Source organism: Streptomyces milbemycinicus (genome assembly GCF_002154605.1).
In the GTDB taxonomy this organism is placed as follows: domain Bacteria; phylum Actinomycetota; class Actinomycetes; order Streptomycetales; family Streptomycetaceae; genus Streptomyces; species Streptomyces milbemycinicus.
Map to the genome: position 1 here is coordinate 18,169 of NZ_MUNE01000369.1, position 25,711 is coordinate 43,879.

Annotated in this window: 24 protein-coding genes and 3 pseudogenes; 18 read left to right on the forward strand and 9 right to left on the reverse strand. The window is 69.1% G+C overall.

Features of this window, described 5'->3' with window-relative positions:
- Positions 1 to 27: 27 nt before the first annotated feature.
- Together CCN51_RS28395 and CCN51_RS28400 are read left to right on the forward strand one after the other, a co-directional pair.
- Complete coding sequence (locus CCN51_RS28395; protein WP_014172650.1) at positions 28 to 1,545, forward strand: hypothetical protein; 1,518 nt, start codon at positions 28 to 30, stop codon at positions 1,543 to 1,545.
- Between the two features lie 507 nt (positions 1,546 to 2,052).
- A complete protein-coding gene (locus CCN51_RS28400) occupies positions 2,053 to 3,357 on the forward strand; it encodes an MFS transporter (protein ID WP_043485891.1) in 1,305 nt (434 codons plus the stop codon).
- A 291-nt stretch (positions 3,358 to 3,648) separates the two neighbouring features.
- On the opposite strand, the pseudogene CCN51_RS28405 reads toward CCN51_RS28400, so the two are convergent.
- The 3 genes and pseudogenes from CCN51_RS28405 to CCN51_RS28410 form a co-directional block, all read right to left on the reverse strand.
- Positions 3,649 to 3,807: pseudogene (locus tag CCN51_RS28405) on the reverse strand (VOC family protein); the annotation flags it as partial.
- A 100-nt stretch (positions 3,808 to 3,907) separates the two neighbouring features.
- A complete protein-coding gene (locus CCN51_RS56560; RefSeq protein ID WP_193383687.1) occupies positions 3,908 to 4,075 on the reverse strand; it encodes a hypothetical protein in 168 nt (55 codons plus the stop codon).
- A gap of 62 nt (positions 4,076 to 4,137) precedes the next feature.
- Positions 4,138 to 4,743, reverse strand: a complete 606-nt coding sequence (locus CCN51_RS28410) for a helix-turn-helix domain-containing protein (protein WP_043488421.1) — start codon at positions 4,741 to 4,743, stop codon at positions 4,138 to 4,140.
- 88 nt (positions 4,744 to 4,831) lie between these two features.
- Here CCN51_RS28410 and CCN51_RS28415 point away from each other — a divergent pair, with 88 nt between their 5' ends.
- The 6 genes from CCN51_RS28415 to CCN51_RS28440 all read left to right on the forward strand — a co-directional run bounded on the left by CCN51_RS28415 (position 4,832) and on the right by CCN51_RS28440 (position 9,335).
- Complete coding sequence (locus CCN51_RS28415) at positions 4,832 to 5,458, forward strand: class I SAM-dependent methyltransferase (RefSeq protein ID WP_014172654.1); 627 nt, start codon at positions 4,832 to 4,834, stop codon at positions 5,456 to 5,458.
- Between the two features lie 42 nt (positions 5,459 to 5,500).
- The gene (locus CCN51_RS28420; protein ID WP_014172655.1) at positions 5,501 to 6,001 is read left to right on the forward strand and encodes a DinB family protein; all 501 of its coding nucleotides are present in this window, start codon (positions 5,501 to 5,503) and stop codon (positions 5,999 to 6,001) included.
- A 363-nt stretch (positions 6,002 to 6,364) separates the two neighbouring features.
- A complete protein-coding gene (locus CCN51_RS28425; protein ID WP_014172656.1) occupies positions 6,365 to 7,966 on the forward strand; it encodes a leucine-rich repeat domain-containing protein in 1,602 nt (533 codons plus the stop codon).
- Positions 7,967 to 8,248: 282 nt separating this feature from the next.
- Positions 8,249 to 8,674, forward strand: coding sequence for a hypothetical protein (locus tag CCN51_RS28430; protein ID WP_014172657.1), 426 nt, complete (start codon positions 8,249 to 8,251; stop codon positions 8,672 to 8,674).
- Positions 8,671 to 9,042: a hypothetical protein gene (locus tag CCN51_RS28435; RefSeq protein ID WP_014172658.1), complete on the forward strand. Its 372-nt coding sequence runs from the start codon at positions 8,671 to 8,673 to the stop codon at positions 9,040 to 9,042. The genes CCN51_RS28430 and CCN51_RS28435 overlap by 4 nt, the downstream gene beginning before the upstream one ends.
- Positions 9,039 to 9,335 (forward strand): hypothetical protein, encoded by a 297-nt coding sequence (locus CCN51_RS28440; RefSeq protein WP_014172659.1) that lies wholly within the window; start codon positions 9,039 to 9,041, stop codon positions 9,333 to 9,335. Before CCN51_RS28435 ends, CCN51_RS28440 begins: the two co-directional genes overlap by 4 nt.
- A 581-nt stretch (positions 9,336 to 9,916) precedes the next feature.
- On the opposite strand, the gene CCN51_RS28445 is transcribed toward CCN51_RS28440, so the two are convergent.
- Positions 9,917 to 11,065, reverse strand: a complete 1,149-nt coding sequence (locus CCN51_RS28445) for a serine hydrolase domain-containing protein (protein ID WP_014172660.1) — start codon at positions 11,063 to 11,065, stop codon at positions 9,917 to 9,919.
- Positions 11,066 to 11,376: 311 nt separating this feature from the next.
- A complete protein-coding gene (locus tag CCN51_RS28450; RefSeq protein WP_043488426.1) occupies positions 11,377 to 11,955 on the reverse strand; it encodes a TetR/AcrR family transcriptional regulator in 579 nt (192 codons plus the stop codon).
- Between CCN51_RS28450 and CCN51_RS28455 the strand changes: the two are divergent.
- Both CCN51_RS28455 and CCN51_RS28460 read left to right on the forward strand, forming a co-directional pair.
- Positions 11,880 to 12,670: pseudogene (locus CCN51_RS28455) on the forward strand (oxidoreductase). The gene CCN51_RS28450 and the pseudogene CCN51_RS28455 sit on opposite strands and share 76 nt — an antisense overlap.
- A 42-nt stretch (positions 12,671 to 12,712) precedes the next feature.
- A complete protein-coding gene (locus CCN51_RS28460; RefSeq protein WP_014172664.1) occupies positions 12,713 to 13,081 on the forward strand; it encodes a VOC family protein in 369 nt (122 codons plus the stop codon).
- A gap of 421 nt (positions 13,082 to 13,502) precedes the next feature.
- On the opposite strand, the gene CCN51_RS28465 is transcribed toward CCN51_RS28460, so the two are convergent.
- Positions 13,503 to 14,300: an SDR family oxidoreductase gene (locus CCN51_RS28465; RefSeq protein WP_043485893.1), complete on the reverse strand. Its 798-nt coding sequence runs from the start codon at positions 14,298 to 14,300 to the stop codon at positions 13,503 to 13,505.
- A 42-nt stretch (positions 14,301 to 14,342) separates the two neighbouring features.
- On the opposite strand from CCN51_RS28465, the pseudogene CCN51_RS28470 reads away from it, so the two are divergent.
- Positions 14,343 to 14,849 (forward strand): annotated as a pseudogene (locus CCN51_RS28470) (COG3415 family protein); the annotation flags it as partial.
- A 270-nt stretch (positions 14,850 to 15,119) separates the two neighbouring features.
- Here the strand turns inward: CCN51_RS28470 and CCN51_RS28475 are convergent.
- A complete protein-coding gene (locus tag CCN51_RS28475; protein WP_014172667.1) occupies positions 15,120 to 15,986 on the reverse strand; it encodes a helix-turn-helix domain-containing protein in 867 nt (288 codons plus the stop codon).
- A 223-nt stretch (positions 15,987 to 16,209) separates the two neighbouring features.
- On the opposite strand from CCN51_RS28475, the gene CCN51_RS28480 reads away from it, so the two are divergent.
- The 4 genes from CCN51_RS28480 (at position 16,210) to CCN51_RS28495 (ending at position 20,043) form a co-directional block, all read left to right on the forward strand.
- Positions 16,210 to 17,127 (forward strand): alpha/beta hydrolase, encoded by a 918-nt coding sequence (locus CCN51_RS28480; protein ID WP_043488429.1) that lies wholly within the window; start codon positions 16,210 to 16,212, stop codon positions 17,125 to 17,127.
- A gap of 493 nt (positions 17,128 to 17,620) precedes the next feature.
- Positions 17,621 to 17,986, forward strand: a complete 366-nt coding sequence (locus CCN51_RS54460) for a hypothetical protein (RefSeq protein WP_143675914.1) — start codon at positions 17,621 to 17,623, stop codon at positions 17,984 to 17,986.
- A 351-nt stretch (positions 17,987 to 18,337) separates the two neighbouring features.
- Complete coding sequence (locus CCN51_RS28490) at positions 18,338 to 18,970, forward strand: hypothetical protein (protein ID WP_238545237.1); 633 nt, start codon at positions 18,338 to 18,340, stop codon at positions 18,968 to 18,970.
- A gap of 719 nt (positions 18,971 to 19,689) precedes the next feature.
- Positions 19,690 to 20,043 (forward strand): YciI family protein, encoded by a 354-nt coding sequence (locus tag CCN51_RS28495; protein WP_245881700.1) that lies wholly within the window; start codon positions 19,690 to 19,692, stop codon positions 20,041 to 20,043.
- Between the two features lie 1,148 nt (positions 20,044 to 21,191).
- Here CCN51_RS28495 and CCN51_RS59685 read toward each other — a convergent pair.
- Together CCN51_RS59685 and CCN51_RS28510 are read right to left on the reverse strand one after the other, a co-directional pair.
- Positions 21,192 to 21,443 carry a VOC family protein gene (locus CCN51_RS59685; RefSeq protein ID WP_338000795.1) on the reverse strand — a complete coding sequence of 84 codons (252 nt, stop codon included), beginning with the start codon at positions 21,441 to 21,443 and terminating at the stop codon, positions 21,192 to 21,194.
- A 197-nt stretch (positions 21,444 to 21,640) separates the two neighbouring features.
- Positions 21,641 to 22,774 carry a TetR/AcrR family transcriptional regulator gene (locus CCN51_RS28510; protein WP_014172674.1) on the reverse strand — a complete coding sequence of 378 codons (1,134 nt, stop codon included), beginning with the start codon at positions 22,772 to 22,774 and terminating at the stop codon, positions 21,641 to 21,643.
- 374 nt (positions 22,775 to 23,148) lie between these two features.
- Between CCN51_RS28510 and CCN51_RS28515 the strand changes: the two genes are divergently transcribed.
- The 3 genes from CCN51_RS28515 to CCN51_RS28525 all read left to right on the forward strand — a co-directional run.
- Positions 23,149 to 23,775, forward strand: coding sequence for a hypothetical protein (locus tag CCN51_RS28515; protein ID WP_014172676.1), 627 nt, complete (start codon positions 23,149 to 23,151; stop codon positions 23,773 to 23,775).
- On the forward strand, positions 23,772 to 25,457 hold the full coding sequence (locus CCN51_RS28520; protein ID WP_014172677.1) for a pyruvate, phosphate dikinase: 1,686 nt from the start codon (positions 23,772 to 23,774) through the stop codon (positions 25,455 to 25,457). The genes CCN51_RS28515 and CCN51_RS28520 overlap by 4 nt, the downstream gene beginning before the upstream one ends.
- A gap of 49 nt (positions 25,458 to 25,506) precedes the next feature.
- Positions 25,507 to 25,711: histidine phosphatase family protein (locus tag CCN51_RS28525; protein WP_143675915.1), on the forward strand; the 205-nt coding region annotated here is incomplete at its 3' end.

The following is a 25,711-nucleotide window of genomic DNA, read 5'->3' on the forward strand; positions in this document are numbered from 1 at the left end:
CATTCACGCTCCAGGCAGGATGTCTCTGTGCATCACATCCTGTGCGGGCTCGCCGCCAACCCCGCCTTGTCGTCCGAGCTGGTCGACCGGCTGATATCCATCGCGGACGACGACATCGCCGCGGGCCTCGCCTGTCGCGCGGACCTCAGCCGTGCACAGGCGGTCGCGCTGGCCGAGCGCGTCGACGAGAGCGCGGTGCGGCTCGCGTACGAGGGTCGGCTGACCGCCGCCGACATCGATCCCGCTGTCTGGCCGGATGCCGCCCTCGCCCTGCTCGACCAGGGTGTCGGCCGCCCGGAGTGGGCGCGTCGCCTTGCGGCGGATCCGGTCCGTGAGCGTCGGGAGCAGCTGGCGGCCTGCCGCGGCCTCCCGTCCGACGTGGTGGACACGCTCGCGGCGGACCCGGACGTACGTGTCGTCGCCGAGCTTGCGTTGTGGACCACCCCAGATGTGGCCGCGAGACTCGCGGCGCATCCGCACGCCGAGGTCCGCCGCGCGGTGGCGAGCAACGAGGCGACACCCCCGGCCGCACTGGTAGCGTTGGTGACCGGGGAGGGGCTGCCTGCGGCGCGACACTGTCTGGTCTGTGACCGCGAGGAGACCCCCTTCATCCACGATCCGCAGTGTCTACGGCCCGACTGCGATCTGCTGCCGGGCGCCTCCTGCGACGGCTCCCACGAGTCCACCGTCCACGCTATGCGGGAGGCTGCACTCCGTAACCCTGCCACCCCCGTCGAAGCCGTCGTCGGCTTCGTGGATTATCCGTCGATGCAGTTGCGCTGGGCGCTCGCCGCCCGTCAGGACCTGCCCCAGCAGGCCTGCGCACGGCTCGCTTCGGACCCCACTCCCGGTGTCCGCGCCGACGTTGCCGAAAATCCCGCGATCGACGATGCCCTGATCCGTGCGCTGGCCGGCGACCGTGACCCCGACGTGCGCCGCAGGCTCGCACACCATCCCCGCGTACCGCTCGACGTGCTCACCCACCTGGCCCGAACTACCAAGATCGGCGCCACCCTTCTGCCCCGTATTGCCGCCTCCTCTCCCACCGAGGTCGAAGAGCTGGCCACGTCGCCGGACCCGGCCACCCGAATGCTCGTGGCCCAACGACGCGATTTGCCGCCCGAGATACGCGACCGGCTGGCCGACGACCCCGACGCGAAGGTGGTCAAGGCCCTCGCTCCGCACCCGGGCCTCACCGAAGCGCAGTTGCGCACCATGGTCGACCGACACGGTGTCCGTGTCCTGGCCAAGGTGGCGGCCAACCCAGACGCGCCCCCGGCGCTGCTGGAGGACCTGCTTCGGCACGAACCAGCGGCGCAGAAGGTGTTCCGTGAGGTTGCCCGACATCGCGGGGCGACGGCCTCGGCGCTGCTCGCCTGCCTGACGGACAAGCGGGCGAGACCCGTAGCCGCCGGCCACCCAGCACTTCCGCCACCGGTCATCGCAGAGCTGCTCGCCGACACGGACTGGCAGGTAGCGGAAGCAGCAGCAGCCAACCCGTCCCTGCCGCTCGCCGTGATATCGGATCTGGTTGGCCGGCAGTGAGCGCACCGCCCGCCAAGTCGACACGGACACCTGCCGTTCGATCGTCTTGATTCTGTTGAACCAACGCTCGGTCGGCAACGGGTAACGCGGCAATGTGCCGTCAGTATCGGCTGTGGGCTCGCGTGGCAGGACACTCGCACCAAGGACACCTGCCGGGCGAGCCGCAGGGCGGGCCGCGCCCTGCCGCGTCGACCACCAAGTAGTCGTCCCACCCTCGTGACCCGGCGCGAACGGCCGGACCCCTCCCACCGTCTGCCCGGCCCATAATCGCCTTTCGTGCCCTGCCGAACGGGGGCTAGTGTTCGTGCAGCGAGTGACTCACGAGGAGCGAAGACATGGTCGGTCGTCCGAGCACGCGTTGACGTTTGAGGCCGTCAGCGGCCTGTCATCGCGTGCTGCCCTTAATGCGCGGCACAGCGAGCCTTCCTTTCCCGCTGCCTGAAATGGTCGGTGCACCTGTTGTGCGCCGGTTGGCGGGTCTCGTCTTCGGTCATCCGAGGGGTCCCTGTGCCGTCTTCTTCCTCCGCTGTATCCGATTCCGGTCAACCCGTTCCGTCCAACTTGTGGCGGGACCGCGACTTCCGCAGGCTCTGGGTGGGCCAGACGGCCTCCCAACTGGGCGAACATGCATGTCTGGTGGTTCTGCCGCTCTTCGCCGTCCTGACGCTCAACGCCGGTGCCGGCCAGTTGGGCGCCCTGCGCGCGGTGGGGCAGGCGCCGATCCTGCTGCTGTCGCTCTTCGCCGGCGCGTGGGTGGACAGGTGGCAAACCCGCACGCTGATGGTGCTGACGGACGCCGGCCGGGCCCTGGCACTGGGCGCCGCCGCCGTGGCCGGCCTCCTCGGTGGGCTCGGCCTGCCGGCGCTGTTCGTGGTTGCCTTCGCCATCGGGGCTCTGTCCGTGTTCTTCGACGTGGCATACCAGGCGTCTTCGGTACGGCTGGTGAAACGCGATCAGTTGGTACGGGCCAACAGCGCGCTCGAGGGCAGTCGGTCCGCGGCACAGATCGGCGGTCCCGCCCTCGGCGGTGCGTTGGTGTCTGTGCTCTCGGCGCCGATCGCTGCCGCCTCCAGCGCAGTGTTTTTCACGCTGTCGTTCCTGTCGATCCGACGGATCGGTCGCCGCGAATCCATCCCGAAACGCTCGGAACGTCCTCCTCGGGTCTGGCGGCGGATCCATGAGGGCCTCCGCTTTGTTGCCCGCGACACCTCGCTGCGGACTGTGTGCCTCGCATCAGCCGCCTTCCAGTTCTTCTTCGCGGCTGTGATGACCGTCTATCTGCTGTTCCTGCCACGGGACCTGCACCTGTCGGGCACCGCCGTTGGGCTGGCACTCGCGGCGACGGGGCCGGGCGCGCTCCTGGGCTCGCTGCTGGCCGCCCGCCTACCGAGCCGCTTCGGATATGGCACTGTGCTCGTGTCCGCGGCAGCACTCGGCGACGGCGTGTTCCTGTTTGCGCCTGCACTGCACGGCACCTCTGTAGTGACGGTTCCCGCGCTCCTTACGGTCAACTTCGTCTTCGGGACCTTCAGCCAGCTGGTGAATGTCACGGTCATGGCTGTCCGGCAGACCGTTACTCCGGACGGGATGCAAGGCCGCGCGGCGGCGACGATCAACTTTGTCGGCATGGGGCTGACCCCGCTCGGCTCACTGCTCGGCGGCTTTCTCGCGGAAGTGTGGGGGACGCGCACCGGCCTCCTGGTAACAGCCGCAGGCATGCTGCTGTCGCCGGCACTGATGGCCCTGTCCCCACTCGCCCGCCTAGGACGGACGCTTCCCGCCCCGCCGGAGACTCCGGTCCCGTCTGCGTGACGGCTTCCGTCGCCGCGAATGGCCGACACAACTCCGTCGGCGGTCGTAGCCATCACGGAGTCGCGGGCACAACCAACGAGGGTGCTCAGTCACAGTTCGCTTGATAGATGCGTTTCTGCTGGTCGCGCGTAGGGGCGGCGGCTCTGTAGGCATAGTGGCTAGTCGCCTTCGGTGGTTGGGCTGCTGGAACAGCGCGAGCTGGATGCTCGCCGTCGTGGCGCTGGTGGTGCGCAGCTCCTAGTCGCGTACCAGGCGGCGGGTGAGGGGTGTCGTCGAGGCTCCGCGTCAGGACGGGGCGAGGAGGCAGAACTCGTGGCCCTCCGGGTCGGCGAGGACCGTCCACGGCACTTGGCCCTGGCCCGCATGGGCGGGCGTCGCACCGAGAGCCTGGAGGCTCGCGACCAACTCCGCCTGGTGGGCCGCAGAGGTGGTGGCGATGTTCACCTGGACAGGTCGCAGTGCCATGCCGGCGATCCTATGCACCCGTTCTGCCACGACATCCGCAGGTACCGTCGCCAAACAGAGATCAACCGCTCACCAGCCGCAATGGTCAGCTCGCCAACTGACCATGGGAGCGGCGGCCGTTGTCGCGACAGTACACCTCGCCCAGGGCGGCAGCGGTGATGTCGCGCAGTTGCTGTTCGGTTGCGTCGGTGGTTCTGGGGGGCGGCGGTGCGACGGCCTGCCGTATCTCGCAGCTGGCTGAGCGCTCCGGCATCCCCGCGGCTTTGGCGCGGCAGGGCTCGCTGCTGACGCGACCGCGGAATCTCTCTGAGTTCGTCACTGGGGCTCGGCCTGAGACGGCCGATGAGGGTCGGTGCGTACGTGCGCACGCAGCCCTTGCAGGCCGAACAGGATGAGAAGCTCGACCACGCCGCCATCGGCGCTGCCCAGCCAGTGCGGCAAGGACGTGTCGAACTCGGCTGCCTCACCGGGCGGCAACGTCAGGTCGCGCTCGCCGATCACGAGTCGCAGGTGGCCGTTGAGCACGTAGAGCCATTCGAAGCCTTCGTGGGTCTGCGGGGTCGGTTCGAGCGGTTCTGGCCGGGCGGGGATGATCATCTTGAAGGCGTGCACCCCGCCCGGTCGCCGGGACAGGGGCACAAAGGTCATTCCGTACCGTCTGATCGGCTTGAGGTGGATCCGGGGGTCGCCGGTGCGCGGGGCACCGACGAGGTCGTCCAGCGGAACGCCGTAGATCCGGGCCAGTGGCAGCAGCAATTCCAGGCTCGGCCGGCGCTGCCCGCTCTCCAGCCGCGACAGAGTGCTCTCCGACACGCCGGTCGTCGCGGCGAGGTCGGCGAGGGTGATGCCGCGGTCACGACGCAGTGCACGGAGCCGCGGCCCCACAGCGTCGAGTACGTCGTCGTCCGTCTTGGGGTCCATGAGGCCCATCTTGCCGTTACCGCAAGTTTTCGTGCCAGGTCGTGGTGTGCCTGGCAAGACTGGGCACCTACCGACACAAGGAGTCTCGATGACCACCACCGATGCGGTCGCATTCTGGGATGGCGTCTATGCGGCCCGGCCGGCAGCCGGCAACCCGCAGCCGAATGCTCGCCTCACCGAGACGGTGACGGGCCTGCCGGCCGGTGACGCGTTGGACCTCGGATGCGGCGACGGCGGCGACGCGCTGTGGCTCGCCGGCCAGGGGTGGCAGGTCACCGCCGCCGACATCTCGGCCGTGGCGGTCGAGCGGCTCGCGGCCCTCGCCCGCGCACACGGCTTGGGCGATCGCGTCACCGCCGTGCGGCACGACTTGCACACGTCTTTCCCGCCTGGCGGATTCGACCTGATCTGCGCCCACTATCTGCACACCCCCTGTGACCTGGACCGGGCCACCGTCCTGCGCTCGGCCGCGCACGCACTGCGCCCGGGCGGGCGGCTGCTGGTCGTCGACCACGGCTCGGCCGCGCCGTGGTCGTGGAACCAAGACCCCGATACTCACTACCCGAGCCCGCAGGAGGTCGCCGCCGGTATCGATCTGGCTCCGGAGACATGGACGGTCGAGCGGGCCGACGCACCCCGCCGGATCGCGACTGGACCGGGCGGGCGCACCGCCGAGGTCATCGACCATGTCCTCCTCATCCGCCGCACCGCCTGACACGGTGGCCGGCGCCCCCGCGACGAAGGAAGGCGACCACTGTTGCCCAGCGCCACGCGCCACAACCGCCGCAGCGACACCCCGCCGCCCCGGACCGGAAGCAGCGAAGTCGAGGTCCTGCGCACACTCCTCGACTACCTCCGGACCTCGATCTCCGCGAAGGTCGACGGTGCCCCCGAGCCGCAGGTGCGAGCCGCCGCAGTGCCGTCGGGCACGAACCTGCTCGGCCTGCTCAACCACCTGACTTTCGTCGAGCGCTCGATGTTCCTCGGGGACGACGTCACCGACTGGCAGGCGACGTTCCAGGCCGCACCGGCGGACAGCGTGGCCGATATCGTGGCCCGCTACCGAGAGACGGTCGAGCGCGCGAACGACGTTCTCGACGGGTGCACCGATCTCGGCGCCCCGGTCCCCCGACCGCGGCCGGGGCGCCCCGCTCCCAGCGTCCGCTGGGCACTGACCCACATGATCGAGGAGACCGGCCGTCACGCGGGCCAGGCGGACATCCTCCGCGAACTGATCGACGGCTCGACCGGCCGCTGATCCGCCTTCTCCCCCGGCGAAGTGAGGGGGCGCTCAGCAGCTGGGCAGGCGCGGAGCGTTACGCGGGCCAAGGCCACGGTGTGGGTGCTGGTGTGGGTGCTGGTGTGGGTGCTGATCGTGGTCGCCGTGCCGCTGACCTGGTGTGGCTGGTCCAGGTCGGCTACCGGGCTGCCGGGCAGCAGCTGCCCGGCAGCGACGCGGCGCTCTGCCCACGTGCCGGGCCCGGGTACGTAACCGGCGCCGGGCGCGGGACGTTGGGCACGTCGACGTGTGCATGAACATCCGCTACTGATACCAATTAGCCTGCCACCAGCCAGCGTTGTACGGCGTCCAGGTGTCGGCGCCATCCGATTCAATGCGTTCATGCACGAAGACATCTGGGGTGACCCCACACGCTACCGCTACGCCGCCGCTCCGCGGACGGGGTTGAGCCTGCCGCTCGACGACTCGCTGGAACGAGCGATCCAGGAAGCAGCGGAGGCCTCAGGCAGCGAGGACCAGGTCGAATTCCTGATGGTGGAGGGTCAACGCCTCACTGATCTGAGGCCCCTGGCGCGGTTGCGCGGGCTGCGGGAGCTTGTCGTCCATTCGCCTGTCCTGAAGGATCTCGGCCCGCTGGCCCTTCTTCCCACGCTGCGGCGGCTGTCCGTCACCGCACCCGTCTCGGATCTGGGCCCGCTGTCCGCACTCACCTCCCTCACCCACCTCGACCTGGAACAAACCATGGTGACGGACCTCGCGCCGCTGGCTTCGTTGGCCAAGCTGCGTGACCTGTCCGTGACGCAGGGCCCCCTCGCCGATCTCGGCCCGCTCCGCAGGCTCGGACTCATGCGTCTGTACGTCTACCGCACCCAGGTCACCGACCTGACGCCGCTGGCCGACGCGCCCCTGCTGTGGGTGCTCGGCATCAACGACTGCCCGGTCACCGACGTCTCCGTACTCACCCAACTGCCCAGCCTCACCCATGTGCTGATGCGCCGCACCCGCGTCAAGGACCTCGGCGACCTGCCGACCCGCGCCCCGCACATCACCTTCGAGGGGTACGACGAGAAGTCACCCGAGCCGACCGTCACGCCCGACACCCCCGGCGACCCCATCGACCCCATCGACCCCGCCGAACTGCTGGCCCGCTACCGCGCCGCCGAGGACAAGGAGCGTTACAGGCTTGGCCTACGGCTGCTCGGCAGCCGGGACGCCGTAGCCATCGAGGCGCTGATCCGAGAGCTACTGTCGGACAGCGACAGGTTCACAATGCGCGGACTGTTGCTCGACGGCGGACACGGGAGCATTCCCTTCCCCGCCAACCCCTGGGGTATCCCGGCCGATGCCGACCTCGACGCGGCGATCGGGCACATATGGGCCCCGCTCGCCGACCATCTGCCAACCTTCCTCGACATCCTGCGCCACGAGACACTGGCTCTCGGACTGCTCACCGACCAAGACGGCCAGCCGTCGCTCGCCTACGTGTTCGTGGGCTGGAACCCGCTCCCGGGCCGGGTACGCCTTGACGACCTGTCCCACTGGCGGGAAGACGAGGGCGCGCTGCGCATCGTGCACGGCGGAGCCCCGCGCACGGACATCGATCCATACCTGGTGGTGCCGGTCCTCGGCGGTCCCGTGCCGACGCCGCTGCGCGAGCTGTGGGCCGTCCACCGTTTTCTCGGCGACGGCTTCCAGGCGCAGTACGACGACCGACTGACCACAAATCTGGGCGCGTTCTGCTCGCGCAACCTCCCCGGGTTCGCCGAACGCAACAATGGCGCCCAGCCGGATCGATTCGTGCTGTTCGCAAGCCAGGACTACTACAACGCCGTGCTGGATCTCGACATCCTCGACCAAGCCGGCAACCCGACCATTACCACCTGGATCGACTGGGAGATCGGCGCCCGGCAGCAGTTCTGGGACTGGTTCGACGCCGAGCTGCCCGACACGGCCCTACTCGGCCTTCGACGGGAAGCACGGTAAGTCACACGAGCAGATACACCCGGTCAAGACGGGCACTGTGACACCGGTACGACGCTGGTCCTCGATGGGCCGCACGTGACCAGGAGCCGTCCCGTTTCTTTCTGGATGCGGGCACGCAGGATGTGCCGCCTCGACCCCATGCCCTCCGGCTGCGCAGGTCGCGACTTCGGACGCACTTGCCGTCGCATCGGCGGCCCCGGCGCCGCCCGGAGCGTTGATTGCTAGACCTTGAAAGTCTAGTCTTGGCGGGACGCGCCGTTACCGGTACCCGATGGAGGAAGCGTGAGAGCCGACGACAGCACGGCGCGCCCCGGCCGCCTGGTCTGGATGGACACGGACCTGTGGAAGCAGCAGGTGAAGCGGCGAGCCGAGGACGACGGCCTGGCCCGCGCCCGCTCGCGGGTCCTCGAGGCGCTCCTGACGGCGTACGCCGAAGGGTCGCTCGACGCGCCCGTTCCGGCCGGCAGCACATTCGGCACGGCGGAGCGGGGCGGATGCCGCGTCTACCTCGCTGAGAGCGTGTGCGAGAGGGCCGAGACCAGGTGGAAGAGGCAGGAGCAAGCCCGTCGAGGAGGCGTTCCCGGGTTCGGGCTGCTGTGTGAGGTGCTGCTGAGGGAGTATGCCGAGGGACGCGTCGAGCTGCGGATCACCGCGGCTCCCGCCGGAAGCACAGGGAGCACGGGGAACACAGGGAGCATGGCGGCATGAGCGAAGCAGCAGCGGACGGGCACAGGCCCCTGATCCCGCAGCCCAAGACCACAGCGGAGGACCTGCGCGCGGCTCTGGTGCAGATTGCACCGAACCAGGTGGCCGCGTTCGACGCAGAGCGGACGACGGCGGTGGAGGCCGCCCGCAGCCAGGTCGACGCGGCCCCCATGCGCCGGTTTCTGCGGCGGTGGGCGCTCGCGGTGGCGATCGAGCGCGTTCCTGCGCGGGCCGCACGCCTGAGCGAGCTGGAGGCCCGCGCGGGGCAGGTGGAGGATCTGGCCGAGGGGCGTGCCATCGCCGCCGAAGTGGCCGCCATCCATGCGCAGGCGGCGGCCGAGGCCGGAGTCGACGGGCGGACCGCCGAGTGACCGAAGACGCCGGACAGGGGTGGCGCTGGGAGTACGAGCCCGACTACGAGTACGTGGCGAAGGGGTTGCCCAAGCGCGTGGTTGTGGAGGTGGAGCGGCTCGCCGGGCAGCTCGTGGACCTGGCCGAGATGGGCATCGACGTCACGGCCGTAGGGGACGGCCCGAGGCCGGGAGTCGCAGGCGGCGTACGGCGCCTGTCGGTCCTGGAAGACGGGTTCATGCTGGTCCTGCCTCTCCCCCGGCTGCGCCTCGTCGCCGTCACATACATCTGCCCTCCGTTCGCCGACCTGTAGCCCGCCCCTTTCGTGCATCCGAGGGCCGCAACCCCGTTCCCGTCCCGGGAACGGGGTTCTGCTGCGCATCGTGCCCGTGCGACGTCGCCGGTGCGTTACCGCAGCGGCCGGTGCAGGCGCTCGTCGACTCCTCGTCGAGCTCGCAGCCGAGCGCATCCCCGGATCTGAGGGCGGCGGCGAGCGGGGCGCCCGGATTGGTCTGCGGAGTGATCTGCCCCAAGGGGGCGGTCCCGCGCGGCGGGTGGACTGAGCGCGGGACCGCCATCCGGCCGTCCTGTCCGGCCGATGATGACCGGGGGCCGGCCTCCTTCACCGCCTTCAGCACCACCCGTGCCGGATCAACCCCGGACAACTGCCGCCCACCGGCCGCCGCCGGGCAGGTCAGCGGCGCAGTGGGCGGCGAGGAGTGGTCGACACGGCACCCGGGACGGGCCGCTGACCGGGGTGACGGTCACGGCCGTTGGCGACCACCTCGGTCACTTCGACTACCTGCCCAAGCGCGGCGAGCAGCCCGACGCAGCCACTACCGACGACGCCTCAACGACCCATCCCGCACATAGATCGCGAACCAGACTGGAGTACTAGGAGCGCGTCCGGCACAGCTCCTGGTCCACGAGCGTGCTCATGGCCTGCTGGGTGTTCCGGCCGCCGTCACTGGTGACGTACACCACGGCGGTCCGGGTCCCGTCTCGGGTGACCCCACCCCAGGTGCGATAGCCGAGCAGTTCGCCCGGGTGGCCGAAGTAGCTGCCGCCACAGGACAACGGGATCTCGCCCAGGCCGAGTCCGTACCTCACGCCCAGCTCGGGCGCGGGCTTGGTGGTCGTCATCTCATCGAGCTGCGCCGGAGCCAGCAGACGGCCGCCGAGCAGTGCGGTGTAGAACCGGTTCAGGTCGTGCGTGGTGCTGATGATCGAACCGGAGCCGACGGCCATACTCGAATTGAGCACCGTGACGTCAGTGCGGGTGTGGGTGCCGAACGCGGCGTAGCTGTGGGCGTGCGGGCCCAGGATGGACGGGAAGGCGCCGGGCATACTGGTGTCCCTCAGGCCCAGTGGGCGGATGATCCTGTCGTTCACCTCCTGCGCCCAGCTCCGGCCGGTGACCTCGTGGATGATCATCGCGGCGAGAATGTAGTTGGTGTTGGAGTACGACCAGCCGTCGCCCGGGGGGAAGTTGGGACGGTGCTGAATCGCCAGCCTCACCAACTCCTCGGGGGTGTAGGTGCGGAACCGCTCGGCTCGATAGCCGTCCGCGCTGTTCAACGCGGGTATCTCCGGCAGGACGTCACGGATGCCGCTGGTGTGCTGCAGCAGCTGCCGCACGGTGATCTGGCTGCCGTCGTTGTCGTTACCCCGGACCACTCCCGGCAGCCACTGCTCGACGGTGTCCTCCAGGGACATTCGCCCCTCGCCGACGAGTTGCAGCACGACCGTGGCGGTGAAGGTCTTGGCGGCGCTGCCGATCCGAAATCTGCCGTTCCGTGGCATCGGCCTCCCGGTGCCCAACTCGGCCGTCCCGGCGCGCGCGCTGTCACGTGTGTCCGGTGACGTCACCTCGGCGAGCACACCGACGGCCCCGGTGTCGTGGATCGCGTCCACCTGCTGTTGGAGCGGATCGGCCTGCTGCGGCTTCGCCGCCGCCGTCAGCCCGGTCGACGCGGCAAGGAGAACCGCGGCCAGGCCGGTCAGGACGAGCGGGCCTCGCCGACGCCTTCCTAACACATGCATGATGATCCCTTTCCTGTTCGGGCTGCCTGTGCGTTCAGGGACCGCGCAGGCTGTGACCCGCGGCTGTTTCGCCCCCGGAGCCGGCGGTCGGCGACCATCCCACCAGCGGAGAGGGGATCGGCCCATCCGGCTCTCCCCCTGATGTGCCGATGCGCTGCCCTCAGGGCAGTGCCTGGGGTTACCCCCCGTAGGGACGCGAAGGCTTCCCCCGGCCGGCCCTGCACAGCGCCGGCCCTGAACAGCGGAGACAGCGATCCGCGGCTGGAGTACCAGGTGATCAGCACGCCAACGTCAGCGCGGCGCGAGTCGGCTCAGCCGGCGTTCTGCGCGCCGAAACGCAGGCCGTCGAAGAGGATCGCCGTGATGCGCACGGCTTCGTCCTGCCAGCCCTCCGTGGCGTGCATTCCGCAGATGCCTCCCAGCGCGCGCAGGAGTGTGTGTCCGCTGACGCCACCACGGATGGTGCCGGCCGCTGCGCCCGCCTTGAGGAGCTGATCGAGAGCCTGCGCCATCTGTGTGCGGGCGTCGTCGAAGATCGGTGAATCCGTCGCCATGATGCTCTCCAGCGCGACAGCCATTCCCTTGCCCACGGCTGCGTGCTCCACGAGCAGCAGCAGGAAGCGCCGCAGGGCCTCGTCCGGGGCATGGCGGTCAAGGAGCTCCGCGGGTGCGGCGCACAGCTCGTCGACCTCCTGGCGATAGACCTCCTCGACGAGGGCTTCGCGTGTCTCGAAGTGGCGGTAGAGCGTCCCGACCGCCACTCCGGCTCGCCGGGCGATCTCTTTGACGTGAGCGTCGGTCTCGCCAGTGAGGAATGCCTCACGCGCCGCGGCCAAGAGCGCCTCGCGGTTACCTCGCGCATCAGCGCGCAGCGGACGTGACGACGGCAACAGTACCCGGCCAGGCGACTGCCCGTCGATTCGCCGCTGCAGGCGCGACGGTGCTGACCGCCTCGCGCAGCGCGCCCCCGGAGGATCTGCCGGCCATCTTCATCCCTGCGGACCTCGCGACTGATCAAGGAGTAGCGGAGCTCGGCCGACGGGTCATCGACAGCGTCGGTGGGGTGGATGTCCTGGTCAACAATGCGGGCGCCGCGAGCGCCCCGACGCCGACCCTGAAGCGCTCCGACCAGTCGTGGCATGCGGACCTGGAGATGAACCTGCTCAGTGCCGTCCGGCTCGACCGGGCCCTGGTCCCAGGGATGGTTGAGCGGGGTTCCGGCGTCGTCGTGCACGTCTCGTCGATCGCCAGTCGTCTGCCGCAGCGCACCGAGGCGTCCTACGCGGCGGCGAAGGCGGCGCTCAATGCCTACAGCCGCGAGCTGGCGACCGAGGTGGGCGAGCACGGGGTGCGCGTGGTGTGTGTCATGCCGGGCTTTGTGGCCACCGAGGGCGCCGTCGAGCACCTCCAGCGGATCGCCGATCGGCAGGGTGTTGGCGTGGAGGAGTACAGCAGCAGGTCGTAGATCACCTGAACGTGCCGATGGGTCGGCCCGGCGATCCCGAGGACGTGGCAGAGATGATCGCGTTCCTCGCATCCGGCCGCGCGAAGTGGCTCACGGGAGCCGAGTTCCGGGTCGACGGCGGCATCATCCCGGTGGTGTGACTTCGAGGCCGAGCAGGAGCAGGAGCAGGACAGAGAACAAGCATGAACATCAACCTCAGCGCAGTGATCATCGATGCCGCCGACCTGGAGCCCGAGAGTGCGTTCTGGCACCGGCTGCTGAGCGGCTCGATCGTGAAGACCGCAACCCACCACTTCCTCCGGATCGACGGATTCCCGGTGTTCGTGATCCAGCTGGCTCCGGGGCATGTCCCCCCGCAGTGGCCAAAGGGCAACTCGCAGCAGATGCACGTCGATCTGACGACGGACGACCTCGCGGCCGCGGACAGGCTGGCGCTCGAGGCAGGTGCACGTCGGCTGCATCCCACTGACGATGTCGACCCCGCCTCACAGAAGGGCGGCCGGGTCTACGCCAGCCCGGCCGGACATCCCTTCTGCCTCCGGTCGGGCTGAGCCGCGCCGAGCGCCTGGGCCTGCTGCTCCCTGCTGTCTCCGAAGCCACTGGTCACCGCGACGACCCGCGACCGCCGCGACAGCGCCCAGGTGCCGTCGCTGTTCAGCCGACACCGAACATGGACGTGCGAGGACACCACGCACAACGCAACAGCGGGCCGAACGACATCAGAACTCGTCGATGTTGATCAAGTAGATGACCTCTGAGTGACTCCTAAAACCATCGACAAACAACTCCCGCCACATGCTCACCCGCCTGCAAGGCGACCAGCTACCCGAATGGACCGAAGCAGCCGTCCGCCACCACCGAACTGCCCAGTCTCCGCCGGTTCGCCCAACACCTCGAACACGACGAACTCCTGCGCAAACAAATCCTGTTGGCGTGCCCGAGCATGTGGCACCTGAGTATCGAACTTGGTGCCTATGCGAAGCCACCGTTGCTCATCAACAGCTGGCCGTTTATCCACTCGCCTTCCCTGGAGCACAGGAAGTCCACGAGGTGGGCGGTATCCCTCGGAGTGCCCAGACGGCCAAGCGGGGTGCCGCGGACGCAGCGCTCCCGGATTTCTTCGGACATCCAGCCGGTGTCGACCGGTCCGGGGTTGATCGCGTTGGCGGTCACGCCGAGGTGGGCGAGTTCGCGGGCGGCGGCCAGGGTGATGCGGTCCAGGGCTCCCTTGCTCGCTCCGTAGGGCAGGTTGCCGACGGTGTGATCGCTGGTGAGGCTGATGATCCGGCCGGTTCCCGGGGCCGCGGCAAAGCGGCGTCCGAACTCGCGGATGAGAAGCCAGGTGGCGCGCGCGTTGACGGCGAAGTGCCGGTCGAAACTCTCGACGCTGGTGTCGAGTAGACCGGAATCGACAGACTCGCAGTGGCACATCACCAGCGCGGCGACATGCCCCAGCCGCTGTTCGGCTTCATCGAAGATGCGTGCCGGGGTGTCCGGGTCGGAGAGATCCGCCTCGATCGCGGCGGTGGCTGCACCGTGTTCGGTCAGGGCTTGGCTGATCTCATCGGTCGCACCGGGCTCCCTGCCCCAGGTCATGCGGTCGTCGTAGGGGGCCCAGTAGGTGAAGGCGATGTCCCAACCCGATGCGGCCAGCCGACGAGCTATGCCTGCGCCAATACCGACGGTACGGCCCACACCGGTAATGAGGGCGAGCGGGCGGCCAGCCGAAGGAACCTGTCCGTGGGCGGGCTGATCATGATCGGTGCTCATCGTCACGGTCCCGCATCGTTCACGAACAGCACCGGAGCGTCAATCGCTTTTGCTGCGACGAACCGTGTTCCGGTGATCGCTCGGCTGGTGCAGGCCGGAGGACACAGTGCGGGAGGTGATCCACCGGATCGACGAGATCGGTCCGGCCTGCCTGGACTCTCGATGGGCGGGATGCCGTCCCCGCCTGCTCGGTGATGACGACGAGGACTTCGTCGTCCAGACCGCGACCACCCGTCCCGCCAAGCTCGGCCAGTCCTTCACCCGCTGATCGATCCGCGAGCTCGCCACCTACCTGCGCCACGTCCACGGACGCGTCATCCGTATCGGCTGGGAAGCCTTACGCTGTCTGCTCCTGCGGCGCGGCATCGCCTTCCAGCACACCAAGACGTGGGAGGAGCCGCCCGGTCCCGACCGCGATACCAAGCTGGACCGGATCGAGCAGGCGCTGGAACGCTTCCTGGACCGGGCTTCGCCTTCGACGAATTCGGGCGGCTGGGGATCCGGCCCACCCACGGCTCCTGCTGGGCGAGGCATGGCAAGCCCAACCGGCCCCGGCGACGCACGGTCCGGCACAGCCGTCGGGCCGGAGGGCCCCGCCCAGTTCCACCGCGATTGACCGCAGCCCGCCTGTCAGCCCGGCACTGGAGCAACGGTGCCGCTCGGTCGGGCCACCGTCCTGCTCAGCTACGCGGCGACATCGGCCCCGTCCACCGCCCAGGTGCATATCCCGCAGGCTGTCATCCAGCAGACTGCGGCAGGCGATGTCCGCTGGACTGGGCGCGGGCGACCCGGTCGTCGAACGGTGGCTCGCACCCCAAGTCAGCTGCGGCGTCCCTCGCGGTCGGCCTGTGTGGCGTGTGAAGCGAGGATGCGCAGACGGTCGTGGCTGGGTGTGCCGGGCTCGGCGGTCAGGGTGATGAGCTGCTGGTCGGGGTCGTCGGCGCAGGTGAGGAACGACCAGTCGAGGGTGAGCCGGCCGACGACGGGATGGTTCAGGGTTTTCGTGCCCGTGCCCTGGACGGCGACGTGATGGGCGCCCCACCACCGCCGGAAGTCGGGGTCCTGAAGTGACAGCTCGCCCACCAGTACGGCCAGCCGTGGATCTTTCGGGTCCCGGGCGGCCTCCATGCGCAGCTGCGCCAGGCTGATCTGTGCCACCCAGTCCCAGTCCGGGTACAGCGTTCTGATGGCCGGTTCGCAGAAAACCAGCCGTACGAAGTTGCGATTCCCTTCCGGGATCCGCGCGAAGTCGGTGAACAGGGCGGCGGCCATGGGGTTCCAGGCGAGGATGTCCGTGCGCCGGCCCAGGACGACGGCCGGCGTGGTGGGCAGGTCGTCCAGCAGCCGCTGCAGCTGTGGATGGACCTTCTGCGTGGCGCGCCGACGGGGCCGGGCAGCGTCCCGACCGGACAGCTCGAACATGTAGGCACGTTCGCCGTCGTCGAGCCGGAGAACACGCGCAAGGGCGTCCAGCACCGGTTCGGAAGCCTGGCGACGGCCCTGCTCCAGGCGCGTGTAGTAGTCGGGGCTGATCGACGCCAGCAAGGCCACTTCCTCCCGGCGCAGCCCCTTGACCCTGCGCCTGCCGGCCGAATCGGGCAGCCCGACCTGGGCCGGGCCCAGCTCCGTGCGCCGCGCCTTGAGGAAAGCGCCCAGTTCGCTGTGGTGCGCGTTGCTGCTGCTCATAGGCCAAGTCTTACATCGCACCATGCCAGTGACAGGGGGCCTGGCCTGTCCCAGGACAGCGTTGTCCGGGGACACAGGACGCCCCTTACCCAGCCGCGTACTGCGTGCGAGTGTCGGTGACGTGACCGGGCGGACGGGCCGCCCCGAGGCGGGGCCTTTGCCGGAGGAATCCGTCGTGTCGGCGGTCACAGCACTTCTCATCTGCACCCAGGAGACACAGAACGTGAAGACCAGCGTCACCTTCCCCAGCAACAATCTCGCCGTCGCCGGGATTCTCTTCACCCCCGATGACCACATTGACGGCCGGTTGCCGGCCATTGTCATCTCCCATCCGGGAGGCGGCGTGAAGGAGCAAAGCCCGAGTATCTACGCCGAGCGCCTGGCCCGGGAGGGATTCGCAGCGCTCGTCTTCGACGCCGCCTACCAGGGCGAGAGTGAGGGCGAGCCACGAGGCATGGAGAACCCCTTCCAGCGGGCCGAGGACATCAAGTCCGCCGTGACCTACCTCACCACCCGTGACGACATCGCCCCGGACCGTATCGGGGCTCTGGGTATCTGCGCGTCCGGCGGTTACGTCCCCTACGCCGCGCAGACCGACCACCGCATCAAGGGCATCGCCACGGTCAGCGCCGTCGACCTTGGGTCAGTGTTCCGTGAGGGACTGGGCCGCACCCAGGACCTGGCGGTCCTCAAGGCCATGCTCGACCGGTCCGGTGCACTGCGCACCGAGGAAGCACGCGGCGCGGCCCCACAGCTGGAAGCATGGATTCCCGACAACGCAGAGGAACTGCTGGAGACCGCCACCAGACAGTTCCGGGAGACATTCGAGTACTACCGCACCCCGCGCGGCTACCACCCCCGCGCGGTCCAGGGATGGGTGCTGCGCAGCATCGACCTGATCGCCCAGTACGACTCGTACGCAATGATCCGGCTCATCTCGCCCCGTCCCCTGCTGATGATCGCCGGTTCGGAGGCGGAGAGCGCCTACTTCAGCAGGGAAGCGATCGAGAAGGCGGCCGAGCCCAAGGAACTGGTCGTCATCGACGGCGCCACTCACATCGACCTGTACGACAAGGATGAATACGTCACACCCGCCGTCGCCAAACTCACCGAATTCTTCGGCAAGCACCTGGCCGGCTGACCGCCTGCCGCGCCCGCGACGGTGTGGCAGGCCGGTGGGTCTACCGCGAAACCACCTACGTATTCCAGGCTCTGGTGTGTTGCTCCAACTCACGCTACTACAGCGGTTCATGGCTGAATCGAGGATTGCCGGTGTCCATCGCCGACTGCCCCGCCGGCACAACAGCAACCAACTGGTGGGTCAGCATCCCCGGCTGATCCCGGAAAACAGAGCCATACCTGCCGCCCGCAAGCGACACGACGGCCCCTACCGCCTACGGCAACTGGCGCGGCGGTATGCCGGTCTCGTCGCGAGTGAGCGGCTCGCAGAGATGCTGAAGTGCCCACCGTCGGGTGGCGCAGGTGTCGTAACCGCCCATCGGCGGCGCCCAGGATGTGTGCGGGGATGCCCAGATGGCGCTCCTCCGCCTCGCCGGTACGTTCGCCGAGGCCCCGAAGTCGACGCCGACCGGATCGGACTGTAGGTATCCGGCTGTGCCGGCGGACACGCGATCGTGCTCGGAGCCACCGACCGCCGCCTGAAGGCCGTCGTCGCCCAGGTGCCCACCATCAGCGGGTTCGAGCAGTCCAGGCGCCGCGTCGCCCCCGACAACATCGCCGCCCTGGAAACCGCCCTCGACGCCGACGAGCGTGCCCAGCTGACCGGCGAGGCACCACGCACCCAAGCCCTGGCCAGCGCCGACCCAGCCGTCGCTGCCTCCTACCGCGCACAGGATGCTGTCGGCTTCTGCCTTCAGGAACTCCCCCAAGAACACGCTGGGACAACTGCGTCACCGTCCGCCCCACCCGCAAGGCACATGTACGAACCGGGCGTCTTCATCGACCGTATCTCCCACACCGCTGCTGAAGATCGTCGGTGAGCAGGACACCGTCACCCTCACCGACCCAGGAGTGCCAGGACTACGCCGACAATCGCGAGGTCCCTGGCCGCGGTAAGCGCTCGGGGGAGCCGTTCCAAGGCCGATCAGGACCCCGGCCAGTGGCTTCCCACCGGATTCGGGAGTCCGCGGCCGGTGCATCGAGGATGGACCGTGGTGAAGTCCCGCTGGGGACTGTCGGCGGACCGGAACAGAGCAACCGCTCCAGCCGATCTCGCCGACAGCTACCCCGGCGCCCGGATCACCTAGCTGAAGCCAGTAGACCCGCAGCCACCGCGTAGATGTACCATCCAGCACCAACATTGATTGCGCCCCCAGACGAGGGAGCTTGTGGTGGACACCTCTACCGATAACACCAACCTGAAGTCCCAGTACGCGGCACAGATCACCGCAGATCTCGAACGCAACTCCACCGAGCACGAACGCCTCAGTACCGAAATCTCGGCGCTGCAACGGCAATTGTCGGTGCTCGAAAACAACCGGGTGCTCCTGCTCAGCATGCGACAGACCCTCGGTGGCGGAACCGCCGCCGACGTGCCGGGGAACACCGGCGTCAGCAGCTCTGAGGATGAGTCGTCCGCTGCGCGGGAGTCCGCAACACTGCCGGCAGCACGCAAGCCAGCGAAGAAAACCAACACGGCCACCGGCAAGCGGAAGGGGGCAGAGTCGGACGGGAGCCGTCCCAAGCGGGTGCGAGAAACCGGTGTGCCAACACTCCGGGACCTCATCCGTGATGACCTCATCCAGCACGGTGAACCGCGCTCCGCAGCCGAGGTCACCACTGCCCTCACCCAGGCTCTTCCGGACCGCGAGATCAAGGCCACCGTCGTGCGCAGCACTCTCGAGTCGCTCGTCGCCAAGGGGCAAGTACACCGCACCAAGCAGCAGAAGTCCGTCTTCTACTCGGTTACCGCCCCGGACACGGCCGCCGGTACGTCTGAGCCCAGCACGGCATCCGCTTCCTGAGACCTGTAGGACGACCGCACGGGGCTCGAGAAGAGCCGACCCGACGCCGCCTTTTGAGAAATTGGCACGCGCGGGGATGGTGAACGTCGTCTCCTGTGCTGCGCTCCAGCCAGCCTGCCCGGCGCACGACCTCCCGCGTGCCGGGAGGTACTCCTCCCGGCACGTCGCGCTACGTCCATGTATGGATCACGGGTGGGTTATGGCGCCGGCATCAGCGTACGGTTCACCGGCTGGCCGGAGCGAGCCATGGACGTGTTACTGCACCTGCCGGGCCAGCCCTCAAGCGCGGTGCGCCAGCAGGGCCCCCCACGAGGTGATCCGTCCGACCACTCTCGCACGGACCTGCTGGCCACCGCTCACTGATCGCTGCCCAACCCCTCGGCTGCGACGACTGGCTCCACACCCCTGAATCCATCGGCAAAGTCCTCGCGGCCGCCGACGACCTGGACCCCATGCTCACATGGCTGATCCGTCACGCACGTGAACAGCTCCGCCTGACACCGGAAGCGCTCCGCCCGCGCCGTACGCGTACTTTCCCCCCGCTGTGCTGTTCGACCTGACAGACGCGCTGTTACGCGCCGACGGCTCCGTCAGGTACCGCAGCGGTCAAGAACCGTCACGGCCTGACGGACTCCACGAGTTCAACCCGAGAGGTCACATCGGTGTGATGCCCGGGCTCATGGGTGTGTGCGAAGGGCGCACTCGATGAGGAGGACATGATGCGGTTTGTGTTGGTGATCCACCAGGGCACGTATCCGTTGCCGGGCACTCCGCAGGCGGAGTTGGTGTCGGAGGAGGACAGGAAGGCGGCGTACGCCGACTGGGCGGCGATCGGCAAGATGGAGAACGTGACCGGTGCGCCCCCGATGGGGCTGCCCAAGGACGCGACGACCGTCCGTGTGGAGGACGGTTCGGCTGTTGCCACCGAGGGTCCGTTCGACAACACCTCGGTGGGCGGGTTCCTGGTGGTCGAGGCCGAGGATCTGGATTCCGCGATCGCGATCGCATCCCGCGTACCGCAGGCGCGACTGGGTGGCGCGGTCGAAGTACGACCGTCCGCCAAGTACTGGTGAGTTCCTGGCCCGGTGCGCGCCGCGCACCGGGCCGGACCGCTCACTCGGCTTGGCCGAGAACGCTGGACGCGAGGCTGCGGACGCGGTCGGCGTTGCGGATGACGTCGATCCTGACGATCTTGTCGCCGGTGACGGTGAAGGCCATGACGGAGTACGGTTGTCCATCCCGGGTGACCAGTGACCAGCACGCCGACCGTGCCGTTGACCAGGACGGGACGCAGTTCGCCACCGCGGGGCGCACGGGCCTGTTTGGCCACCGCCGCCGCACCACGGACGACGCTTGGCTGCCGGGTGGCACCGAACTCGGTACGCTGCACGACATCGGGGTCGAGGACCTGGATGAGGGCGTCGAGATCGGCAGTCCGCGCCGCCGCGTAGAACGCGTCGACCACCTTCCGCTGACGCGCGAGATCCCGATCGGGCCGGGGAATCTCCGCGCCGTTGACCCGACGCCGCGCTCGGCTGGCGAGCTTCCGTGCGGCCGTGGGGTTTCGGTCGATGATGTGGGCGATCTCGTCGAAGGGCAGGTCGAACATGTCGTGCAGCACGAACGCCAACCGTTCTGCCGGGGTGAGCCGTTCGAGTACGACAAGCGGCGCCAGGCCCACCGCGTCGGCCAGCAGTGCCTCCTGCTCGGGGTCGGGGTCTCCAGCCCGGACGACCGGGTCGGGCAGGTGCTCGACCAGCGGGTCTTCCCGGCGGCGCCGTCGGGATCGCAACTGGTGCAAGCACTCCCGCGCGACGACGGTGGTCAGCCACGTCTTGGAGGCCGTCCGCGGCTCCTACGACCAGGCCAGGGCGGCGATCGATGGGCGATGCGGGTAGGTACTGGGCAAACGGCAGGCCGAACAGCTCGTCATCGCCGCAGCACAGGACATCGACGCCTTCTACCGGCAGCGATTGCGCTGCCGACGACCGCCAAGACCACCTTGGTCCTGCAGTTCGACGGCAAGGGCATCGTGGTACGGCCCGAGACCTTGCGACCCGCCACCCTCAAAGCGCACCGCACCAGACCTCCCTGCGGGCGATGAGCACCCGGCTGCCCCGGGAGAGAAACCGCATCGCAGGCGGATGGCCACCCTGGCCACCCTCTTCGACGCCGACCCCGCACCTCGCCGGCCGTACGACATAGGCTGACGCTGTCGGCGTCAGCGGGTCGACCGGCGGATGCCGCGGGCTACCACGAGCAGGCCGACGGTCAGTACCGCCACCGCAGCCGCTCGGCGCGCACCCGAGCCTCCCAATCCTGGCCGCCACCCCGCTGAGGCTCGCCCGCTCACTGGCACCGGTCTTGGCCGCCCTGAGAAAAGTCGGCCCCTCTGATCCGTCGTCACATCCGCCCGGACCTCCCAGCCGAGTTTCCTGGTGTAGAAGTCAAGCGCCTCGTCCTGGTCGTGCACTCAGAACTGCACATTCGCGATCTTGGTCGTACGCCTGCGGGGTCATCCCGCACATCCTGCGGAACTCGTCGTGAACGAACCGATGCTCCGCACGCGGTGTGGCCCTCGATGGCGCCCCGGTTGGAGTCGTAGATCCAGCACAGGGAGCTGGGCGGCTTCTGAACCGCTTCAACTTACGGCCGGGTTTGGGCATCGGGTCATTCAGGCCTCGTCCGCAGGTCTCTCCGGCTCGGCGTCGTCGTGCCGCGGCCACGGTGCGGGGCGCCGCTGTCGGCCACGGCGTGGCCGGCGCCGCGGCCTTCCGCGTGTGCCACGATCAGCCCGTCACGCACCCGGATCGCGATCTCGGTGAGGTCGTCGACCGAGGTCCTGCCGAGGGCAGCGGGAACCGTGCCACCGTCGTCGAAGACGATGCGCGGCCGCGGTAGTTCCTCGGCTGCGAACACCCGTCGCAGGCAGGCGACGAGATCGGCGATACGGAGGCGGGCCAGTCGACCGGTCTCGGCCGGGTCGCTCGTGGTGACGACGATCGTCACCGCGTCGCGTGGCCGGGCCGAGCGGACCGCTTCCTCGGCCGCGGACAGGCGGCTCACGCCCAGTAGGACGACCACGCCGTCGTCAGTGAGGTCGACCGCGCGGCCGGTGATCTCGTCGGCGAGGCCCCGGGGTGCCGCCCATGGGTCTTCGGCCGGCTGTGCCCGGGGGATGAAGGGCAGGTGCGGTGGCTCCGCGTCGTCGTTGAGGGCGATGTCGGCCAGGTGCTCGGCGGCGCGGGCCAAGTCGAACGGATCGCCGACCCCGGGGGCGTTCTCCGCGAGACCGGCCGCTCCGTGGAGGAGGGTCAGCGCCAGCTGGGCCGGTCGCACCATCCTGCCGCGCGCCGCGGGGCGCGACTCGAGTGCCAGGGCGAGCAGCAGGGCTTCGAACCGGACGAGTTCGGCCAGCGCGGTCCTGGCCGGCTCGGTGTCGAGCACTCCGGACAGCGAACGCAACTGGAGATGCCCGCTTCCTGGTGTGTCGCCGGCGAGGGGCAGTCGTTCGAGCCAGACCCGGGCGAATGTGCCGAGCGCTCGCCCGACGGAGTCGGGCGATTCCATCGGCGGTTCGGCGCGGGCCCTGGCCCGTTCGGCGGCGTCGGCGAGCACTGCGAGGTAGAGCGCGCGCTTGCCGGTGAAGTTGGAGTAGACCGCACCCCTGGTCAGTTCGGCTCGCTCGGCGATCCGGTCGACCTTGGCCTCGGCGTAGCCGTGCTCGGCGAACTCCTCCCGGGCCGCGACCAGCACCGCCGCGCGGGTGCGCTCCTGCTGCTGGGCGCGCGTCAGTCTCGCCATCGTGTCCCCTTCCACTTCCGCATCATGATACAAACAACATCCAGATGACGACGTCATCCAAAAAACGCGACCATCGGAGATTGGTCATGGACGGCAAGGGGCTCGATGTCGACGAACTGGCCAAGAGGTTCGGCCGGACAACCGCGGTGGTCAGTGTCCTCGTCAGGAGCGCCGACGCCGTGCCGGCGTTCAGCTGAACGGGATACAGGAGTGACGATGCCGACCCGACGGCACCCAGCCAAGGCGCAGCAGCACCGCGAACCGTCGACATCCCGACTGCCGGGGCCGGGCGACGACCGGAGGACCACTCATTTCGCGCCGCGAGCCACCGACAGCCTTCCCATGAACCGAACCGCACACCCAGGGGACAGGACATGACCCGGTCCGAAACTCACACGACGAACGCCAACTTGTTGGTGCTGCATGCCCTGCGTTGCGCCGGCGCCGCCGGCCCCGCCCGCCTCCACGCGTTCACGGGACTCGACGAGTCCGATGTCGAGTCCGAGCTCATCGATCTCGGGGCCGAGGGCCTCGTCACGCGGATGTCCGGCGACATGCCCTGCTGGCTGCTCACGGATACCGGCCGCGCCGCCGACGCCGAGCGCATCACCGACGAACTCACCTCGGCCAACGCCCGCGGAGCCGTTGAGGCGGCATTCGATCGGTTTCTCGTACTCAACCCGGAACTGCTCGACCTCTGCGCGGCATGGCAACTCCGCACCGTCGACGGCATCATGAACGCCAACGACCACAGCGACCCCGTCTACGACTCCCGGGTCCTCGACCGATTCGCCGATCTCGACCGCCGCGCCGCCCCCGTCTGTGCCGAGCTGTCCGCGGCACTGCCCCGATTCGGCCGTTACCGCGACCGCCTCGCCGGAGCCCTCGATCGCGCCGCCTCCGGCGCGCTGGAGTACGTGACCGACAGCACCGCCTCGTATCACACCGTATGGGCGGAGCTGCACGAAGACCTGCTCGCCACCCTCGGGATGCGGCGATGAGATGGGTTCGCGCGATCTCCTCCCAGGTCGAGGAGGCGGCGGAGACTCTGGGAGGCAAGGCAGTCGGCCTGGTCCTCCTGCACCGCCTCGGGTTGCCGGTGCCGGCCGGGTTCGTCATCACCACACAGGCATGCCGTGCCTTCCTACGGGACGGACGTCTGCCCGACGGACTCGACGACGAACTCGCGACGGCCATCGCCGACCTCGAAGTCACCGCCGGGCGCTCCTTCGGTGGACCGAGGAGGCCGCTGGCGGTCTCCGTGCGCTCTGGGGCCGGCGTGTCGATGCCCGGCATGATGAGCACGATCCTCAACCTCGGCCTCACGACCGAAGCCACCGCGGGCCTTGCGGTCGAGACGGGCGACCGGCCGTTCGCACTGAACTCGCGGCTGCGCTTCCTGTCGAGCTTCGCCTCCGCGGTCACGAACGCGGACGCGGGCGGCGTAGGCAACGCGAGCGACGCGGGCGACGCGGGCGACGCGGGCGACGCGGGAGTCGGCCACGGAGAAGATCCCGGGCGAGGAACGAAGGACGAGGAAACGCGCCTCGCCGATGCGATGAAGGCAATCGAGGAATTCGTTCGACAACGGAGCGGACAGCCGATCCCCGACGACGCGACCCGCCAGCTGGCGTCGGCGGTCGAGGCCGTGTTCTCGTCCTGGGACACACCACGCGCACGAACTTATCGCGCGTTGCACGACATCCCGCACGACCTCGGAACGGCCGTGATCGTCCAGACGATGGTGTTCGGGAACCGCGACGACCACAGCGGCACCGGAGTCGCGTTCAGCCGCGATCCCAACACCGGTGAGAACATCCCATTCGGCGAAGTCCTTTTCGGGCACCAAGGAGAAGACGTCGTCTCCGGCAGATCGACGACCCGCCCGCTGCGCGAACTCGCCGAGCGGGAGCCCGCGGTATGGGCGGAGCTGCTCGACGCCCTGAACCGGATCGAAGGACACTACCGCGACTCCTGCTACATCGAATTCACGTTCCAAGCCGGGGAGTTGTGGGTCCTTCAGGTCAGGCCCGGCCGGTTCGTCGGAGGTGCCGCGGTGCGCGTGGCCACCGAACTCGCCGAGGAGCGGGTCATCGGACGGCACGAAGCGCTGCTCAGGATCTCGCCGAGACATCTGCGGCAGGTCCGCACGCCACGTATAGCGTCCTCCGAGGAGGCCGACGTCTTCGCCCGGGGCCTCGGCGCCTGCCCCGGTGTCGCGGTCGGCCACGTGGCGACCACGGCGGACCGAGCGGTACGCATGGCCCAAGGCGGTGCCCTGGTCGTCCTGGTGCGCCCGGAGACCTCTCCCCATGACATGCACGGCCTCGCCGCCGCCACGGGAATCGTCACCGCTCGCGGCGGCCCGGCCAGCCACGCCGCGGTCGTCGCACGAGCCATGGAAAGGCCCGCGGTCGTGGGCATCGCCGGCCTGACCGTCGATGCCGGCAACGGCACCGTCACGGCCGGCGGGCGCACCATCGGCGACGGCACCCTCATCACCATCGACGGGACGAGTGGCGAGGTCGTCCTCGGCCGCCCCCGCATCGTCGCGAACGCGGCCGACGAGCACCTCCACCGACTGCTGGCATGGGCCGACGACACATCGGGGGACCACTCCCGACGCGGCGAATCCCAGCGGCTCGAAGCGGCCCATGCCGCACTGCGAGCGTCGGGCGCCTGATGGCCAGGAAGACATGGAAGACAAGGAAGGCCCTGAAAGGAGATCGGCGATGCCGACTCGGCACGTGTATCTGGTACGGCACGGAGCAGCGGACCCGTTCGGCGAGCTGACCGACATCGGGCAGTGGCAGTCGGAACTGCTCGGGCGGCGCCTGGCCGCACTTCCGATCGACGCGGTGTGGCATTCCCCCCTCCCCAGGGCGGTGCGGTGCGCGCAGATCGTCGGCAGGCACCTCCCGCACGCCGGCGTGCGGG